Raw genomic sequence first — 18,764 nt, forward strand, 5'->3', positions numbered from 1 at the left:
GCCGAGCGTGAGCATGCTCACCGTACCGGCGAGGGTGAGGGCGCCGCCGGCGCCGAGGACGAGGCGGGGCGGGTAGCGGTCGGCCAGCCAGCCGCTGATCGGCGAGCCCAGCGCAACGGCGCCGATGAAGAACAGCATCGACAGCCCCATCATCCCCGCGCCGCCGTGTAGTACGTCCGAGACGTAAAAGGGCAGCAGGAAAAGCGTGAGCCCGATGTAGGAAGCCATCAGCAGCAGCGACAGCAACGGCAGCCCGAACGCCGGGCGCCGGGCCAGCTTGATGATCGGGCGGGACGACCGCAGCCGCGCCCACCAGGCCGTCAGTACCACCGTCAACACTGCCAGGACGGCGGCGGCTGCCACGGCGCCGACCTCGATCCGGTCGAGCGCCAGCAGCAGGGCGGTGACGGCACCGCCGAGCACGAGCGTGTCGCCTAGCAGCGACCGGCCGGGCGCCGGCAGCCCGCCCTTCCCGCGTGGCAGAAGGCGGCCGCCGAGCCACAGCACGAGCACCAGCACGGGCAGCTTGATCAGGAAAACCGGGCGCCAGCCCCAGCCGTCGGCCACCAAGCCACCGAGTGGGGCGCCTGCCAGGGAACCGACCGGCATGATCGTCGCCACGTATCCCAGGGCCCGGCCACGCTGCTCGGGCCGCACGCTCGCCGCCACGATCGGCATGTAGACGGCGGCGACCAGCGCGCCCATGACGCCCTGCAAGAACCGGGCCGCCAGCAGGATCCAGAACGCGGGGGCGGCCGCGGTCACCAGGCTGGTCAGCCCGACCCCCGTCACCGCGAGCAGGAAGACCGCCCGGGCGTCCGCGTGGTCCACCCAGCGGCCCAGCGGGATAGCCAGGGCCGCCGCCGGCAGCGCGTACGCCAGGATCACCCACTTGGCCGCCGCCGAACCGACGCCCAACTCCGTACCGATGGCCGGCAGCGTTACGGAGGCGAGGCTCATCTCCAGGGTGACCATGAGCATGGCCAGGCCCATCGCCAGGATCGGACCCCAGCGAACGGGCTCGGTGGTCGCCGGCTCCGGGGCTTCATCGGAAAGTCGCGTCATGGCGCCGACCGTAGGAATCCATGCCCGGCCGCCGCCTCTGCCGGACGACTGGGATCGCGACCCGGACACGAACCCGGTCACGTGACCGAGGCGGACCCAGGACGGCCGCTCTTAGCGTCGTCACCAGCAAGAGCACAGCAACAACCGAGAGGATCGACCCGTGTCGAGCGATCCACTGCACGTAGCCGTCATCACCGGCAGCACCCGCGAAGGCAGGTTCGGCCCAACTGTGTCCTCCTGGTTCCTCCAACAGGCCGCCCGCCGCGACGACCTGACGGTGGACGCCATCGACCTGGGTGAGACACGCTTGCCAGACGCGCTCAGCAGCGAGCCGACCCCCGAGGTGGCGGCCGTGTCGCCAAGGCTCGCCGCCGCTGACGCGTTCGTCGTGGTGACGCCCGAGTACAACCACAGCTTCCCCGCCTCACTCAAGAGCGCCATCGACTGGCACTACACCGAGTGGCTGGCCAAGCCCGTCGGCTTTGTCTCGTACGGCGGGATTGCCGGTGGGCTGCGCGCTGTGGAACAGCTCCGGCAGGTCTTCGCCGAGCTGCACGCGGTGACCCTGCGCGACACCGTCAGCTTCCACGCCGCCGGGGAGTTGTTCGACGAGGCCGGGGGGCTGCGGCAGCCCGACGCGCCCGCCGTCGCGGCCAAGGTTCTGCTCGACCGGCTCGTCTGGTGGGGCTGCGCGCTCCGCCACGCCAGGACGGTCCAGCCGTACGCCGTCTGAGCCGCCCAGCATCGCTTCGGCGCCGACAGCAGGCCCGCGCCGAGAAGAAACCGACGATGACAGGAGTTCGATCATGCACGCCATCCGACTGTACGAGTTCGGCCCGGCCGAGAACCTGCGGTACGAGGAGGTCCCGGATCCCGAGCCGGGTCCCGGCCAGGTCCGCATCGCGGTGAAGGCCGCCGGAGTTCACCTGCTCGACACCGCGCTGCAGGCGGGCCGGGGCGACCTGCTTCCCTTCCCGCTCCCCGAACTCCCGGTGACGCCCGGCCGTGAGGTTGCCGGGGTGGTGGACCAGGTGGGCGAGGGCGTGGACGAAAGCTGGCTGGGCCGTCGCGTGGTCACCCACCTGGGCCTGGTCAACGCCGGATACGCCGAGCTGGCCCTGCGGGAGGTCGAGGCGCTGTTCCCGTTGCCCGACGGACTGACGTACGAGGCGGCGGTCGCGATGGTCGGGACCGGCCGGACCGCGCTGAGCATCCACCACATCGCGCAGGTCGAGCCCGACGACGTCGTGCTCGTGACCGCGGCGGCCGGCGGTGTCGGCACGCTGCTCGTCCAGGCGGCACGCAACGCCGGCGCCACCGTGGTGGGTGTCGCGGGCGGGCCGGCCAAGGTCGAACGCGTCCACGCCTCGGGCGCCCACATCGCGGTCGACTACGAAGAGCCGGGGTGGTCCAAGACGGTGCGTGAGGCGCTGGACGGCCGCGACGTGACCGCCGTGCTCGACGGTGTGGGCGGTGCCGCGGGCCGCGAGGCGCTGGAGATGCTCGGCATGGGCGGCCGTATCCTGCTGTTCGGCTGGTCTGCCGGCTCGCTGACCGAGATCACCGGCCAAGACCTGGTCAACAGGATGCTGTCGGCCACGGTCCCGCTCGGCCCCCGGATGATGCGCGTACCGGGCGGGCTGCGCGCCATGCAGCAGAAGGCGCTGGACGAGGCGGCGAGCGGGCGGCTCGTCCCGGCGGTGCAGGCGTTCCCGCTGCGCGAGGCGGCGCGGGCGCACACGGCGCTCCTCGAACGACGAACGGTTGGCAAGGTCGTCCTGCTTCCGTAGTAGACACCGCGGGCAGATGCGTGGGGCGACGCGGCAGGACTGGAACGGGGATGAAGCGGTCTGGCTCGCGAGCCGAGGCCGATTCGGGCGAATTCGGGCAATGTGGCTGTATTACAGTTCTAGGCATGCTGCATGGCAGAGCCGACGAGCTGGCCCAGATCGACCGGCTGCTCGTCGCTGCCCGCGACGGCCGGAGCGCGGCGGTGGTCATCCGGGGCGAAGCCGGGATCGGCAAATCGGCACTGCTGGAGCACACCGCCGCTGCGGCCTGGGACATGCGGGTGCTGCGCACGATCGGCACCGAGGCCGAGAGCGAGCTGCCCTTCGCGGGCCTGCACCTGCTGCTGGGCCGCGCCGCCGACCGCGTTGGCACCCTTCCCGACCGGCAGGCCCAGGCGCTGCGCGGCGCGCTCGGGCTGGAACCGGTGTCCGGTCCTGAGCGCTTCCTGGTCGGCCTCGCCCTGCTGACCCTGCTGGCCGAGCTCGCCGAGGAAGGACCGCTGCTGTGCCTCATCGACGACGCGCACTGGTTAGATCCCGCCTCGGCCGACGCCCTGCTGTTCGCCGCCCGGCGCCTCAACGCCGAAGGGGTGGTGATGCTCTTCGCGGCCCGCGACGCGCACGCGCCGCCCTTCCCGGCACCTGGCCTCACCGAGCTGCGCCTCGCCGGGCTGGACCATACCGCGGCCGCGGACCTGCTGGCCGAACACGCCAGAGACCTGCCGCCGTACGCCCGCGACCAGATCCTTACCGAGGCTCGCGGTAACCCGCTGGCCCTCCGCGAGCTGCCCACGGCCCAGCGCGAGGGGCAGATCCCCGAGTACGCCTTCCATCTGGGCACCCTGCCGAGCCACACCCGCATCCAGCAGACCTTCGCCGACCGGATCGCCGCCCTGCCGGAGCCGACCAGGACACTGCTGCTGGTCGCGGCCGCCGAGGGCACCGGCGACCTCACCGTGGTCGCGCTCGCGGCCGGCCGGCTCGGCGCACCCGTCGAGCACCTCGACCCGGCCGAGCACAAGGACCTGGTGCACCTGACCGACGGGCGGCTCACGTTCCGCCACCCGCTGATCCGGTCCACCGCCTACCAGAGCGCTCCGCTGGGCCAGCGGCTCGCCGCCCACCAGGCCCTCTCCGATGCACTGCCCTGCGTCGGCAACATCGACCGGCGCGCCTGGCACCTCGCCGCCGCCACCACAGAACCCGACGCGTACGTGGCCTCCGTGCTGGAGAAGACCGCCGAGCACGCGCGAGCCCGGGGCGGCCACGCCGCCGTGGCCGCCGCCTACGACCGCGCCGCCCGGCTCAGCCCCGACACCCACGACGGTGCCCGACGGCTGGCCTTGGCCGCCCGCGCCGCCGCCGATGCCGGGCAGACCCGGCGCGCCGCCGAACTGGCCGACCAGGCCGCCCCGTTCATCACCGACCCGCTCGTCCGGGCGGAGCTTGCGCAGGTCCGCGCCCTCGACCTGTACGTACGCGGGCTGCCGAAGGCGGCGCACACCGTGCTGCTCGATGAGGCGCTGGCGAGCGCCGGACAGGTGCCACGCAAGGCCGCCTTCATGCTGTTCGACGCCATGGGCGCGATCTGGCCGACCGGGGACGCCGCAGCCCTCCGCGACACCGCGGCGCGCATCCGGAACCTCATGCCGACCAGCGAGCCCGGGACGCGTCCCTTCATCGAGGCTGCGTACGGCCTGGCGCATCTCGCCGCCGGCGAACCGGAGGCAGGACTCCCCGCCCTGCGCAAGCTGATGGGCAACGGCGAGCTCCTACGCGGGCTGCGGCCGATGGAACGGGCCTGCGCCGAGGAATGGGCCGTTCTGACCGGCGATCTCGACGTCGCCCACAAGTTGTCCACCACGCTGGAACGCGACTGCCGCGACCAGGGTGCCCTCGGCGTGCTCCCAGAGGTGCTCCGGGACCTGGCCCGCATCCAGCTCTTCCGCGGCCGGCACCGCGACGCGCACACCCTCGCGACCGAGACGCTGCGCATCGCACAGGATACCGCCCAGGTCCTCTACACCGACGACGCCCGCGGCGTGCTGGCACACCTGGCGGCCATCGCGGGCGAGGAGGAACACTGCCACGCGCTCGCCAGCCAGACGTACGACCGGCTCGGAGAGCCGCACGCGGACTGGGCCGCGAGCGCCCTAGCCCTGCTCGACCTTGGCCTGGCCCGGTATGAGGACGCGCTGCGGCGGCGTGAAGAGCTGGGCGCGGCAGCCGCCCGGCACAGCGTCATCGGCCTCTACACCCTGCCCGACCACGTGGAGGCCGCCGCCCGCCTCGGCCTGCCCGGCCGTGGCGCCGAACCGCTGGCCCGGTTCGAGGCCTGGGCCAACGCGACCGGACAAGCGTGGGCCCAAGCCGTCGTCCTGCGCTGTCGCGCTCTGCTCACACCCGATGAGGAGGCCGGCCCGCTGTACGCCCATGCGGTGCAGCTCCATCAGAAGAGCGAGCGGCCGTTCGAACGCGCCCGTACCGAGCTGCTGCACGGCGAGTGGCTGCGGCGCTCCGCGCACCGCTCCGACGCCCGGAATCCGCTGCGTTCCGCTCTGGAGATCTTCGAACGGCTCGGCGCCGCCCCCTGGGCCGACCGCGCCCGCAGCGAGCTACGCGCCACCGGCGAGAGCCGCCCCCGCACAGCGGGGGCGACCGACCTGCTCAGCCGCCTCACTCCCCAGGAACTACAGATCGTACGGCTGGCCGCCACCGGTCTCACCAACCGCGACATCGGGGCCCAGCTCTTCCTCAGCCCCCGGACGATCGGCTACCACCTCTACAACGCCTACCCCAAGCTCGGCGTGGCCTCCCGCAACGAGCTCGCCCGTCTGGACCTCGGCACCACCAGCTAACCGCCCTTATGCCCGGCCGGTGACCTCAGTGACCAGGACCGGGTTTTGATGGCCCGGCGCTCGGGTCGGCCTCCGGGGAGAACGGATTTGGCGGTAGCACTCTCTGTGGCATAGGTGACTGACAGTGCAGGCGTACGCTTCGGTTCGGATGTTCCTCGCGGCGTGCGTGTGTCGGAAAACGATCGTCTGCCGACACTCACCGAGCTGATCACGGAACCGCAGGTGAGCACTGTCGATAACTCGTGCCGAAAATCAATGTCGGTGAACGGTGTGTGGAGTAGATTTCGACAGCGATCTTCGGGCGCGCGCGGGTCTCGACCGCCGACCAGAACTCCGACCATCAGATCGGCGCACTCCTGCGTGAGGGCGACACCCGGAAGGCCACCCGCCTGGAGGGCATGATCGGCCCAGTCCGGCTTCGGCCGGGTGACCTGACGCTTCAGCACTGCCACCCCATGCCGAAGGACCATGATCTGAGGGAGGATTCGCCGCCGTAGCCAGTCGCGGGTGCGCGGTGGAGCCGGCCAGCACCGAAGCGCGCTATGCCCGGACGGCACAGCGCGCAAGGTGATCGCGGCCGGTCAGCCTGCCGCCGGGCTCTGCCCGCCGTCATGGCGAACCGTCCCGAGGGGGATGAACCTCGGGCGAGGTCGGGTCGTTGCTCGCTGGTTGCTCGTCGGTACGGTTCCGGCGCATGGCTGCATAGTGCGTGGGGGTACGGGCCTCGGCTGCGTCGCTGGGACGGCTCGACTCTGCGAACCGGCCCGCGCGCCGGCGGGTACCGGGACGTGCCCTGCACTCAGGGCTACCGCTTCCACCTGCGCCGGCCTGGCTGCACATGGCGGCCACCACGCTCAGTCTGCACCTTTGGACCGGCCTGCGTACGGCATCTTCGCGGCCACGACCGTCCAGGAGTTGATGGACGGCTGGCGGGGCGCCGTACTCGGCGACTCTCACCACCACGTCGACTCCCTGCACCTGTATGAGCGGGGCCTGCCCGGCTATGGAGACGCCGTGGGAGGGATTCGACGCAGTGCCTCGCCGACGTGCGGTCTGGCAGGCCGGTCCGCCATCCCGGCTGGAACGGCATGGCCGCGGTGCTGGCATGGAAGCGGGGTCACCGCGAGGCCGCTCTTCGGAGCAGGTGCCGCCGCCGCTACGCCGACCTGGCTACCGAGCACAGCGTCGGTTCCGTCACGCGGGCTACTACTTCCTCATGGAGTGCCGCTCACCGCCGCGGGTGCTCGTGGCGGCGAGCGGTGGTCGCGTCAGTAGCTTCTGATGACGGTGGAGTTGTCGGCGTAGTCCCACTCGCGTGCCGAGGAGATGGCGTTGACCGTCAGGTTGAACGGTCCGGGCCCGGCCTCGTACCGTCGTACCGTCACCTCGAAGAACTGCGGGTACGAGCCGGACATCAGTTCGCAGGTCGCCGCGAAGGTGGCGATCTGGCAGTGGGCGGTGCCGTTTCGCACGCCGGTGATGACCTGGCCCTTGGACACCTGGAAGTTGACCTTCACCCGGTCCACCGGGCCTTCCGCGCCGACGCCGACGGCGTAGACCTCTGAGCCGATCGCCTCGCCGTTCACCCAGACGTTCGCCGGTGTCCCGGCGTGGGCGGCGCTGCTCAGCATCGTGGTGACGGCAAGGGCGGTAAGGGCGGTGATGGCCAATTTCTTCTTCATGAGAATCTCCTGTCAAAGTTCCGGCCGTAAGGAGCCGGAGGGGGTGAGCCTGTTGTTTCGGCAGCTCCCCCGGGGGTGGATCGGGGTGCCCGTCTTCTTCGTGATCGGATTCCTGGGCGATCACGAAGATACGGAGACGGCGGCGGCGGGGAATCCGCCGTGCTTAGGTACTTCCGTCGCACGCCTTCAGTACGGCGGCGGTCAGCTCGTGGTCGAGTTCGGTGTCGGCCTGGCCGGTGGCCGCCTGACCGATCTGCTGCTCGCGGACAACGAGGCCGCCGCCACCTCGCCCGCACCGACGCGCAGACCGGCGGATGACGAGAGCCGAATCGGAATCCACCTGCCTGCGGGCAGCCACTGTCGGGTGCGCCTGGGCCTCATCAGCGCCGGGCCTGACCAGCTATGGATCACCCGGGCACCCGGCCCGGGAGGGCAAGGGGTGCTGCCGCGTGGTCGTGGTGGCCGGCAGCTGAGACCGAAAACGGTGCACAACTTCCGTGGCGCACCGTACGTCTCATGCATGTGTGATCAGAAAAGCGATGGTTGCCGCCCTGGTGGTTGGCTCCGTACTGGCGGGAACGGGCGTGGCCGACGCCGAGGCGAGCAGGATTCCGAAGAATTTCCTGCTGAGTGAGAAGGAGGCGAGGGCGCCGCGGGATGAGGCGGACTCCATCGAGTACTGGTGGAAGATCAGCGACAAGCTGTCCAACCGTCCCCTGCTCGCCCCTTGCCGAGGGGCGCGCACTGTCCGCGACGGCCGGGTCGCGATGCGTACGATCACGCATCTGACCAGCGCCCCGTCGTTGGACGGCGAGCAGCTCGTGCTCTATCGGAGTGCGAAGGCCGCCCGCGCGGCCTTCCTCGGCCTGCGGGCCGAGGTGAAGCGGTGCCCTGGAAAGGACCTCCGCCTGATCGCCAGGACAGTGCGCATCGGGGACGAGGGCATGTTCGTGGGGAGGTACGACTACTACAAGGGCAAGCGGGATCGGGAGCCCGTCTCTTCGTGGGCGGTCGGGCGTCGGGGTGCGGCCTTGTTCGTCTACAGCGCGGACCAGGCGTACACCACCAATCCGGGCAAGCTGGTCACGGGCCGGGCGAAGCGGATGGCGAAGAAGGTGTGCGAGCTGCGGAACGTGTGCCGCTGAGCGAGCGGGTGGCAGGCCCGGTCGACGGAGGTCGTCGAGGTCGTAGATCCGAAGTACGGGAACGTTCTGGCCGTCGACCAGGGCAGACAGTGGCCGTCATCGAATCGTCGTCAAGATCGAGCTCCGCAGGGGTGCCGTGGCGGGTCAGCCGATCTTGGGTGTGGCTCGCATGGCGAGGAGACCGGCGGGATGGGCGGGGTGGCGTCCACACGCAGCCGGTGCCGCGGCGGGAGTGGACCCCGGCCGCCATGCGCCTGCACGGCGCGGACGTGCGGGTCGAGGAAATCATGCGGACGTGGTCACGGTGCCCGGGTGGCAGCACGGCAAGCTCGCCGAGCAGGGCGGCACCGAGCTGGTTCCGGACCAGAGCCCGGGTAACGGCCGAGCACCAGGACGGGGTGTCGACGCGGTCGGCCGGTAGCCTCCGTGTTACCTGCTGCACGGCTTCGACCGGCCCCTCCGGCTTGCCGGGATCAGCGAGGCGGAGCGCCCGGCGCTGCGGGTCCTCGTTCGGCTCCGCGGGAACCCGCTGGGGGAGACCGGTTCCGGTAGGCCATGTTCGGCAGCGGTGACCGCGGTACTGTGGCCGAACAGGTGCTTGCGCCTCGGACGCCGCGGATTTCACCGTCCTCTTGTCTCGTCGGAGAACGGGGGGTGTCTGACCGGTCGAGGGGGAAGCAGACGCTCTCACGCGGCCGCTGCTGTTCCCTGAGATCACCCACGTGCTCCGTGATGACGGCGTTCTGGTCAGCGTCAGTCATTTCGCTGCCGGCGGCCCGCTGTTCGAGTCACCGGCACGGCGCCTGGAGCGACTGTTCCAATGAGCCGGAAGGTGGGCGATGGCGGAGTTGCCGGTGATCCGGGACGGGCTGCTCGGCATCGCGCCAGGCCGGCCCGAGATCGCCGTCGGAACCCCGCAATGGCGCGCCTGGCTGGCCGAAGCCACCGCGTTCGCCGTCGAGCATCCGGCGGGAGGCTTCACCGTGCGCCGGGAGACGTCCGGCAATGGACGCGGCACGGGCTACTGGCGGGCCCATCGACGCGTCCTGGGCGTCCGGCGGCGGGTCTACCTGGGCGGTTCGCATCAGGTGACCGCGAAAGCGCTGGACGCCGCGGGCCACGCGCTCGCCGCCGCGGCGTCGGACAGCGAACCGCTCGAGGCCACCAAGGTCGGTGTCCCGCCGGCGCGTACGGGCGCGGTGGCCCGGCCACAGCTCTACGCCGCCTTGGACCGTGCGGCCAGGCTGCCGCTGACGCTCGTCTGCGCGCCCGCCGGGTCCGGGAAGACCACGACGCTGGCGGCCTGGGCGGCGACCACGTCGGCGCGCGTGGCCTGGCTGTCCCTGGACCGCGACGACAACGACCCGGTGACGTTCTGCCGGGGACTCGCCGCCGCGCTCGACGTCACGATGCCGGACACCGCCATCCACTCCCGCCCGGCCCTGCGCCGCCGTTTCGCCGGCCTGATCAACGAACTGGCCGGCCGCCCCGGCGACCTGGTCCTGGTGCTGGACGACTATCACCTCATCGGCTCGGCCGACCTGCACGACGCCGTCGCCCACCTCGTCGAGCGCCTGCCGCCACGCATCCATCTGATCATCGCCACCCGCTGCCCTCCACCCCTGCCGTTGGCCGCCTGGCGGGCCAGGCACCGGATGTGCGATCTGGACGCCGCACGCTTGCGCTTCACCACCACGGAGACAGCGGCGTTCCTGGGCGGGACGATGGGCCTGCGCCTCGGCGCCCGGGCCGTCGCCGACCTGCACGCGCGGACCGAAGGCTGGCCCGCCGGTCTGCAACTGGCGGCGCTGGCCCTGAGGCGGGGCGCGCCCGCCGGGCACGAGATCGCCGCAGCCACCGGCGACCTGGACGACTACCTGGTCACCGAGGTGCTGGACGGTCTGCCTGACGAAACCCGGCGGCTCGTCCTGGCCACCTGTGTCCTGTCCAGGTTGACTCCCGCATTGTGTGACGCGCTGACCGGCCGGACCGACGGCGCTCGAGCCCTGACCGCGCTCGCCGGCAGCGGCCTGTTCCTGTCCCCTCTCGACGCGAGCGACGGCTCGTACCGCTACCACCAGCTGTTCGCCGCGGCCGTGCGGCGGTACCTGGCCCGGCGGAGTCCCGAGCTGCTCCCGGAGCTGCATCGGCGCGCGGCCGACTGGCACGGGTCGGCTGGGGACCTGCGCGAAGCGGTCGAGCACGCCCTTGCCGGAGACGATCCTCCCGCTGCGGCCCGGCTTCTGGCCAGGCTGGCCGAGCACGACGGCGGACTCTGGCTGGAACACGCCCGGCTCAGCCGGTGGCTGGGCAGGCTGCCCGAGCCGACGCCGGCCGACAACCCGGTGCTGTGCCTGCTCGTCGCTTTCACCCTCATCCACGGCTCGCTCCGGGAGGGGGCATGCTCCCATCCGTACGCGACGGACGATCCCGCCGCTTGGCTGGCGCGGGTGGACGCCGCCCGCCTGCCGCCGAAGGCGCGCGCCCTCCATGCCACGATCCTCGCGCACCGCCTCTTCCTCGACGGCTCACCCGCGGCGGCGATCGACGCCGCGCAGGCGGCCCTCAACGAGCCGTGCCTGACCGAGCCGGGCATGCGTCTCCAGACCGTGCTCCGGCTGACCGACCCGCTGGGCCACGGGGTCCAGGAAGGTCCTGGCCGGCGCGCCCAGCAGGAGTGCGCCCGTCTGAGCCGCTCCGAACACGACGTGATCCACCGCCTGGACGCACTGCTGGTGCTCGCGCAGGCGCATCTGTGCCGCGGCGACCTACGGCGGGCGATGGCGAGCTGCCGGGAGTCCGCCGCGCTGGCGGCGGCGCGGCGCGTCGAGCCCGACGAACATCTCGCCGCGGCCCCGCTGGTGATGGTGGAGGCACTGTTGGAGGGGCACCGGATCAGCGAGGCCGTGGCACACGCCCACGACCTCCAGGCCGCGACGGACCACCACGACCCCGGAGTACGGCTGCACGGATACCGGGCCGCGGCCGACCTCTGCCTGGCCCGCGGCGATGAGCGGGGAACGCTCCACGCATTCGACGCGATGGCGGACTACATCGCTGGAACACCGGGCCTGGACAATCCCGGTTTCGGCGCCGCCGCGCGCCGGTCTGCGGTGGCGCGGCGAGCGTACGCGCTGCTGACGTTCGGACACCTGGCCGCGGCCGAGCACACGCTCACCCAGGCCAGAGCCATCACCGTGGCCGGCGGCGAACCTCCGGCGGGGCTGCGCCTCTACGAGGAACTGATCGCCGCCCAGCTCGCGCTGGCCGGACGCGACTGGGCCACCGCGGACGCGATCGCCTCCCAGGCGATGACGCGGCACGCCGACGTCGTCTGCGCCGCCTCCCACCTGCGGTTGCGGGTGGTTGCGGCGTTGGCTCGGCAGGCAGCCGGCGATCGGCCCCGGGCGCTGGCGGCCCTCGCCGGAGCGCTCGCGCAGGCGGCGCCGGGCGCGTACCTCAGACCGTTCGCCGAGCATGGCGATGACCTGGCCCCCCTGCTCGCCGAGGCGGCAGGCAAGGCGCGGCAGCTCGCCGTCCAGGAACGCTTCACCCGCCAGGCATACCTGGCCTGCACCGGCACCGCAGGCGCCAAGCCCGGCGCACCGGAGCTGAGCGGCCGCGAGATCGAGGTGCTGAGCCTGCTGGCCGAAGGACTGTCCGCACCGCAGGTGGGCGAGCGCCTGGGCCTGGCGGCCAGCACGGTGCGGTCCCACCTGGAACGCGTCTATGCCAAACTCGGCGCCCACACCGGTCCACAGGCGGTGGCCCGCGCCATCCGCCAGGGTCTGCTCCCCGGACCTGTTGGGTAGGAGCGCCGATGTTCGGCCCGCCGGCTACCGGGCGGTATTAGGGCAATCGCCGGAGGCGGCACACCGGTCACGTCCCTACCTTGTCTGCGGTGACTTCGAACCCATCGCCGACCTCCCATGACACCGGCACGCGCACCGAGCCACCGCATGCGCTGTGGATGTTCTTCGCCCTCGCCTTCGCCTTCAGCTGGCTGCTCTACCTGCCGATCGTGCTGTCCGACGATGGGCTGGGCCTCCTGCCGATCGGCAAGGACAGCTGGCTGCTGGACGTCTGTGTGATCGCGGGCTCGTTCGGCCCGCTGGCCGCGGCCCTGGTGACGCTGCGCACCACCGCGGGCCGGGGCGCGGTGCGGAGCCTGCTGCGGGGGCTGCGATCCTGGCGGGTGCCGGCGCGCTGGTACGTCCTGGTGATCGGCGGCGTTCTCGCGGTGCCGGTGATCGCCGCCTTCGCCATCCCGGGCACCGCCGCTCACTTCACGTTCTCGGCGGACGTGGTGCCGTCACTGGTCATCATGTTCCTGACGGTGCAGCTCGTCATCGGGGCGCTCGGCGAGGAGCCGGGCTGGCGGGGATATGCCCTGCCCAGGCTGCAGCAGCGGTACGGCCCGCTGCCCGCCGCCCTCATCCTCGGGCTGATGTGGGGCGGCTGGCACCTGCCGCTGTTCGCGTCGTCGGCATGGGCGGACCCCAAGGGCGGCGCCACCCCGGGCGCCATCGTGCAGTTCCTGCTGCTGACCACGGTCCTGACCGTCTTCATGACCTGGGTGTTCAACAACACCGGCGGCAGCCTACTGATCATGGTGCTCCTCCACGACGCGTTCAACTCGGGCATGAACGCGGTCAGCGACCTCTTCGGCGGCTCCCCCATGACCCGGAGCTACGTGCTCCTGCCCTCGATGATCGGCTTCGGCGTACTGGCGGTCCTCGTCCTGCTCACCACTCGCGGCAGGCTGTCGCATCGACGCTCCTGACCGGACGGGTCCGCCGAGCGTGGCGCAGATCGCCGCGTCCACGAGCAGAACCCCAGAGCGCTCCACAACGGTGACGGCAACCTGCATCGACCCCGAAAGGGCCACCGTGCCTCTCGAACGCGCTCGGAGACCGCTGCGGACACGCGAGGGAAACGCCAGGGAAACACGTCGTCCCGTTGGGTGAGTTCGCGACTCACGCCTCATCTCGGCGGCGTGACCCGTCCAACTACGACGTGAGGACCCAGGCATGACCCCTCCAGCCGATCCCCGTACCCCCGGCCGCCGCGCGTTCCTGCGGCGGACGGGGCTGGCCGTGATCGCCGGCGCGAGCCTTCCCCTGCTGCCTTCCGCGCCGAGCCCGGCGTTCGCCTCCGCGGCCGACCCTGATCAGCTGTTCAAGGCGGGCAGGTTCGCCGAGGCCGAGCGCGGCTATCGCCGTCTCCTGAGCGAGGATCCGCGGAACGCGCACGCGTACGCCCAGGTCGGATACCTCGCCCTGCTGTGCAACCGGTTCGGTGACGCCGAGCGGCATCTGTCGAAGGCCATCGCCCTGGACTCCCGCGACATCGCCTCCACACAACGGCTCGCCGAGACCTTCGTACGGCAGGACCAGTTCGCCCGCGCGGTCCCGTTGCTCAGGAGCACGGGCCGTCCCCGTGACAAGGGCCTCGTCGAGCAGTACTCGCGGATCAGCGGCACACCGTGGCAGATACACGGCGCGCAGAGCACGCAGGTGCCGTTCCTCACCCTGGACCCGGTGCCTGCGGTGGAAGCCTCGGTGAACGGCGGGCCGCCCGCGAAGTTCTGGCTCGACACCTACGCGACTCTCGACCTGTCACAGGAGGCAGCGGAAGCGGCGGGGCTGCGCGCGGTGGCCGAGCTGCCCGGAGGGGTCGCCGACACCCATCCCATCACCATCTACCTGGGCATTCTGGAATCGTTCCGGATCGGGAACATCGAGATCCGCAACCTGCCGGTGCAGTGGAGCGACGTGCGGCGGCCACCGCTTCCCGACGGCTCACAGGTGGCCGGCGCCTTCGGCACCACGATCTTCTACCACTTCCTGACCACGATGGACTACGCGGGCAGGGCTCTGATCCTGCGGCGGAATACCGTGAAAGCGCCGCGCCCGCGCGCCCGAGGTGACCGGCTCCCGCTGTGGCTGGCCGGCGACCACTTCCCCTGCACGGTCGGCAGCCTGGGCGACTACGGCCCGCGCATGGTCACCGTCGACACCGGCGGCATCGGCAGTGCCATCGACACGACGGCGGAGATCGCCGAACGGGTGGACGGATTCGAGGTGGACTACGCGCACCCGAACGAGCGGTTCGGCATCAAGAGCTATCCGATCACGGCCGAGCGGATCAGCCTGGGCCGGGCGGTCAGGCACGGCGTGCGAGGCCTCGCCTTCGAGAAGGCCATTCCCGGTTTCCCAGGTCCCGGCCAGTCGGAGCCGTTCGGTTTCGACCTGATCGCCAACTTCACCCACGAGTTCTTCAAGCCGTTCGCCATCACCTTCGACTACACCGACATGCACCTGTACATCACGCGCGGGTGAGCTTGCGCCGCCCTGCGATCGATCACCAGCCAGGCTGGGTGAACAGCCCGGCTTCCGTTCGAGTGAGGTGCTCAGCCGAGCGCGGTGGGCTCGCCCCGGCAGGCTTGGGGCAGGCCTTGTGCAGTGCGCAGTGATACGCCGTGGGTGTCCGGTCAGCGGTGGGTGGGCAGGCCGAGCCCGAGCAGGTGCACGGGGGGCGAGATCACCGACTGCGAAAGGTCCGCGAACGGCACGCCGTACGTTCTCAGCGCGGCGACGAGCAGCCGGGCGGCGGTCCGGGCCTCTTCGGGCCCGAACGCGGGGAAGCGGCGGATCAGCCGGCCCTCGGTGTCGGGCGAGTCCGGCCGCGACCAGCCGAGCCCGATCAGGTCGCTCTCCCAGGTGGGGCCGGGTTCGGCGGGGATGGCGGCCTGGATCTCCAGGCCCCACGCCGGGTCGGTGGTCCACTGCGCGTAGGCGCGCTCGCGGGGGGTGCGGATGACCGCGGTGAAGTGGCTCGACGGCTCCAGGAGGGCGAAGTCGGCGACGACCGAGTGCAGGGTCCTGGCCAGCCGTTCCTCGAACTCCGCCCAGCCGTCGGCGGTGTAGCCGCCGGGGATGAACAGGTCGGTCGCCTCCGGCTGCCGGCCGATCATCTGCCAGTAGCCGAGCTGCCCGAGCCCGTCCTCCGCCTCGGCCCACTGCGCGGTGCGGTACTCGTCCTTCTCGACCGCCTCGGCGGGGCAGGCTCGCAGGTAGGCGGCATCGCGGATCCGTTCCAGCTCCAGCAGCCGGACGGGGCCACGCCAGCGCAGCAGCGGCCCCGGTCCGCGCAGGAGGGACGGCGGGCCGAGCACCTCCTCCAGGAACGAACGCAGGGCGAGGAAGAGCTCGTCGCCCTGCCCGGCGCGCAGCGAGATCTGGGTGCGGACGTCGTCGGCGCCGTGCCGGGCGAAGGTTCCGCTCTCAGGGCCGAGAACGGTGTCGTACTCCTCGGCGCGATACAGCCTGGGGAACCGGGCGCGCCGGGCTTTTTTCTCGGGGGAGTGGACCGCGGCCTGCCAGCCGAGGTGCTCACGGGCGCGGCCGAAGGCGGCGTCGTCCCACCCGGTCAGGTCAAGGGTGGCGAAGCGGCGGACGAGCTCGCGGAGCTCGGCGTCGTCGGGTGTCATGCCGGGTGATCCTAGCCGGGGCCTGTCGTGGGGCCGGTGCGTGGCATGCGCCAGACTCGTCTGGTGGAGGCCGGGGAGCGGGACGTGGTGGCGGGACTGGACTCGGTGAACTGGTCGGTGGTGCTCGATCCCGGCACCGCCGCCGGATACGGGCCAAGGCTCGTGATCGACCTGTGGCGGGTCGAGGCGGCCGAGGCGGCGGCCCGGACGTTGCGCCGGGTCTGTGGTGTGGGCGAGTACCTCTATCCGGCGGCCGTCGAGCTGCTCCCCTTCATGGCCGTGGCCGCCGCCGACCCGGCCGTGCCGGTCCGTGCCCTGCTCGTCGAGTCGATCGGGGAGATCGCCGCGACCGCCGTCCGCGCGGAGGCCCTCGGCCGGCCGGTGCGGCTGCCCGCGATGGCCTCCCTGCGGACCGGTCCCGGCCCGTCGGCTGCCTCGCGAGCGCGCCGGGTTTCGGCCGCCGGCTGGCCGCGCGTCTGGGACCGCGTCGTCACCGGCCTGTGCGCGTTGCTGGACGACCCTGTCCAGCCGGTACGGCGGTGCACCGCGGTCGCCCTGACGCAGGCGACCGGCCGGGCCGAGGAGGTCACCCGGCTCCTCCAGTCCCGCTGCGCCGCCGAGCACGACCCCGTGGTGGCCGAACACCTCCTCGCCGCCCTCGGCGAACTCGCCACCCACGTGACGGAACCACGCCGGCGGGAGATCGTGACCTGGCTCCGCGCCCACCTGAAACCAGGGGACGCGGCGCCGGCCCAGGAGGATCCCCACCCGTCCTCGCACGACTCCCATCCGCTCTTCGCGGATCCGCATCCGGCTCCGGAGGGCAGGCGCCCTGCGGATCGTCCTCACCCGAACCGAGGCGACGGGTCCTCGGCAGGCGACGGCCGGCCGGAGGTCCGGGTGGCCGCGGTGCGGGCGTTGCGGCGCGTGCTGCCCGGCCAGGACGACCCGGCCTACGCCCGAGCGGTGGCTGAGGTGCTGCTCGACCCCGGCTGGAGGCCCTCGACCCGGCGCGCCGACCTCTTCGACCTGCAGGCCTCGGAGGTGCGCGGCATCGGCGAGCTCCTGGGCGAAGACCTGCCCGGCCTCCTGGGCCTCGCTCGCGCCCTGCTGAGCCACGACCGCCCGGAGCACCGAACCGGCGGCCTGGAACTCGCCGCCGCCCTCCTGGCCGACCGGCGTTCGGCGGTCCCGGCCCTGCTGCCGGTCCTGGCCGGGCTGGTCGACGACCCACTCGCCGCCAACCGCGCCCTGGCCCTGCGAATCCTGGCCATGTGCGGATCCGCCTCCCGCCCCTGGGCCGACGCCGCAGCCGCGCACGCGACGCCGGCCGGCGAGCCGGATCCGCTGGTCCGGACTCAGGCGTTGTGGGCACTGGCCAAGACGGGCGACGACCGGTGCGTGCCCTTGCTGGCCGTACGGATGGCCGCCGGCCCGCGCCGGGAACGGCGGGACGGCTTCCGCGACTGGTTGCCGCTGTCCAACGTGGGCCGCTGGAGCGACCTGGAGCTGAACTTCTGCGAGCTGCTCACCCCCCTGCACGCCCACCACCGCGACCTGCTGCTCCCCTTGATGGCCAAGATGGCGGCCCGGCACGACCGGCGCCACTACCCCCTCGTCCTGGCCGCCTGGCACCGGGCGGGCGTCCCGGTGGTGCCCGGCCTGGTCGAGCTGCTCGACACCGGGTACGCGCTCTGGGCGGCGCACGCGCTCGGGGCGATCAGCCCCGGCCCGGTGGCGGCCGGCCGCGAACGCGGGCTGCGCAGGCTCCTCGGCCCTCTCGATCCCGGGGGCCGGGATCCGGCGCGCATCGACCCTCTGATCCACTGGCGGCTGACGGGGGACGCCGAACCCGTCCTCGCCGCGCTGGACAGCGAGGACACGGCCTCCTGGTACCGCGCGGAGATCTACGCCGAGCTGGGACCGGCGGCGGCCGGGGGAGCGGAGTGGCTACGGCAGGAACTGCGGACCCTGCCCCCTCTGACAGGTGTGCGCCACCTGCGGGCCCTGTGGCGGGTCACCGGCGACTCCGACGAGGTCGTGCCCGCGTTGCTGGCGCTGACCGCCCCAGGCACGGGCGCTTCCGACGCCGCCCCGGCGTTGGTCACCCTCACGGAGATCGCCCCGACCCGCGAGGTCCTGGACCGCCTCCGGAACCTGATCCACCAGCCCCACCGCCTCGGCCACCGGCACACCCTCGCCCTGGCCCGCGCGCTGTGGCGGCACAGCCGCCGCGCCGAGGAGATCGTCCCCGCTCTGATGACCCTGGTCGAGCAGCTGAGCGAGCCCAGCGGGTGGTTGCCGCACAGCCGGCTGGAGCCGCTGGCCCTGCTCGCGGAGGTCGCCGCCGCCGACCCCGAGGGCGTCGCCCCTGCCCTGCCCCGGCTCCGCGCGCTCCTCGACCTCGACCGGCGCCCGTTCACCTACCGCAACTGGCGCCCCGTCGAACGGCGGCACTGGCGCTCCGTCGAGGACGACGAGGCTCTCCGCGCCGCGGCCCGTGCCGTACTGGAGTCCCAGTACGGCACGGGCCGCGGCCCTCGGCGAACGCTTCGCGGCGTCTGATCATTCGCGTACGGGCAGGCCGCCAGGTGGCCGCGGGCCGCGGCATACCGCTGCCTACTACTTTGCGGTGCCATGAAACGACTCTTGACGGTGGCTGCCGTTACGGCAGCGACTGCTATGACACTGACGCTCAGTGCAGCTCCGGCCAGCGCAGCAGGCCACGAATA

At 72.1% G+C, this 18,764-nt stretch carries 11 protein-coding genes; 8 read left to right on the forward strand and 3 right to left on the reverse strand.

Features of this window, described 5'->3' with window-relative positions; translation table 11 throughout:
* Window positions 1–1,065: MFS transporter (locus tag AB0G11_RS39690; protein ID WP_357591809.1), on the reverse strand; the 1,065-nt coding region annotated here is incomplete at its 3' end.
* A 160-nt stretch (window positions 1,066–1,225) separates the two neighbouring features.
* On the opposite strand from AB0G11_RS39690, the gene AB0G11_RS39695 reads away from it, so the two are divergent.
* The 3 genes from AB0G11_RS39695 to AB0G11_RS39705 all read left to right on the forward strand — a co-directional run bounded on the left by AB0G11_RS39695 (window position 1,226) and on the right by AB0G11_RS39705 (window position 5,713).
* Window positions 1,226–1,798 carry an NAD(P)H-dependent oxidoreductase gene (locus AB0G11_RS39695; RefSeq protein ID WP_219503123.1) on the forward strand — a complete coding sequence of 191 codons (573 nt, stop codon included), beginning with the start codon at window positions 1,226–1,228 and terminating at the stop codon, window positions 1,796–1,798.
* Window positions 1,799–1,871: 73 nt separating this feature from the next.
* Window positions 1,872–2,855, forward strand: a complete 984-nt coding sequence (locus AB0G11_RS39700; protein ID WP_357591811.1) for a zinc-binding dehydrogenase — start codon at window positions 1,872–1,874, stop codon at window positions 2,853–2,855.
* A gap of 125 nt (window positions 2,856–2,980) precedes the next feature.
* Window positions 2,981–5,713 (forward strand): helix-turn-helix transcriptional regulator, encoded by a 2,733-nt coding sequence (locus tag AB0G11_RS39705; RefSeq protein ID WP_219503117.1) that lies wholly within the window; start codon window positions 2,981–2,983, stop codon window positions 5,711–5,713.
* Window positions 5,714–6,981: 1,268 nt separating this feature from the next.
* Here AB0G11_RS39705 and AB0G11_RS39710 read toward each other — a convergent pair.
* Complete coding sequence (locus AB0G11_RS39710) at window positions 6,982–7,395, reverse strand: hypothetical protein (protein ID WP_219503115.1); 414 nt, start codon at window positions 7,393–7,395, stop codon at window positions 6,982–6,984.
* Window positions 7,396–7,919: 524 nt separating this feature from the next.
* Here AB0G11_RS39710 and AB0G11_RS39715 point away from each other — a divergent pair.
* The 4 genes from AB0G11_RS39715 to AB0G11_RS39730 all read left to right on the forward strand — a co-directional run bounded on the left by AB0G11_RS39715 (window position 7,920) and on the right by AB0G11_RS39730 (window position 14,881).
* Window positions 7,920–8,540 (forward strand): hypothetical protein, encoded by a 621-nt coding sequence (locus tag AB0G11_RS39715; protein ID WP_357591813.1) that lies wholly within the window; start codon window positions 7,920–7,922, stop codon window positions 8,538–8,540.
* Between the two features lie 839 nt (window positions 8,541–9,379).
* Window positions 9,380–12,352, forward strand: coding sequence for a LuxR C-terminal-related transcriptional regulator (locus tag AB0G11_RS39720; protein WP_357591815.1), 2,973 nt, complete (start codon window positions 9,380–9,382; stop codon window positions 12,350–12,352).
* Between the two features lie 89 nt (window positions 12,353–12,441).
* Window positions 12,442–13,323, forward strand: coding sequence for a type II CAAX endopeptidase family protein (locus AB0G11_RS39725; protein ID WP_357591817.1), 882 nt, complete (start codon window positions 12,442–12,444; stop codon window positions 13,321–13,323).
* Between the two features lie 247 nt (window positions 13,324–13,570).
* Window positions 13,571–14,881, forward strand: a complete 1,311-nt coding sequence (locus AB0G11_RS39730; protein ID WP_357591819.1) for an aspartyl protease family protein — start codon at window positions 13,571–13,573, stop codon at window positions 14,879–14,881.
* A gap of 152 nt (window positions 14,882–15,033) precedes the next feature.
* Here the strand turns inward: AB0G11_RS39730 and AB0G11_RS39735 are convergent, their stop codons facing one another.
* Window positions 15,034–16,032 (reverse strand): hypothetical protein, encoded by a 999-nt coding sequence (locus tag AB0G11_RS39735; protein ID WP_357591821.1) that lies wholly within the window; start codon window positions 16,030–16,032, stop codon window positions 15,034–15,036.
* A 45-nt stretch (window positions 16,033–16,077) separates the two neighbouring features.
* Between AB0G11_RS39735 and AB0G11_RS39740 the strand changes: the two genes are divergently transcribed.
* Window positions 16,078–18,597, forward strand: coding sequence for a hypothetical protein (locus AB0G11_RS39740; RefSeq protein ID WP_357591823.1), 2,520 nt, complete (start codon window positions 16,078–16,080; stop codon window positions 18,595–18,597).
* The last annotated feature ends 167 nt before the right edge of the window (window positions 18,598–18,764 follow it).

The sequence above is a fragment of the Nonomuraea sp. NPDC023979 genome (assembly GCF_040639085.1).
In the GTDB taxonomy this organism is placed as follows: Bacteria; Actinomycetota; Actinomycetes; order Streptosporangiales; family Streptosporangiaceae; genus Nonomuraea; species Nonomuraea ceibae.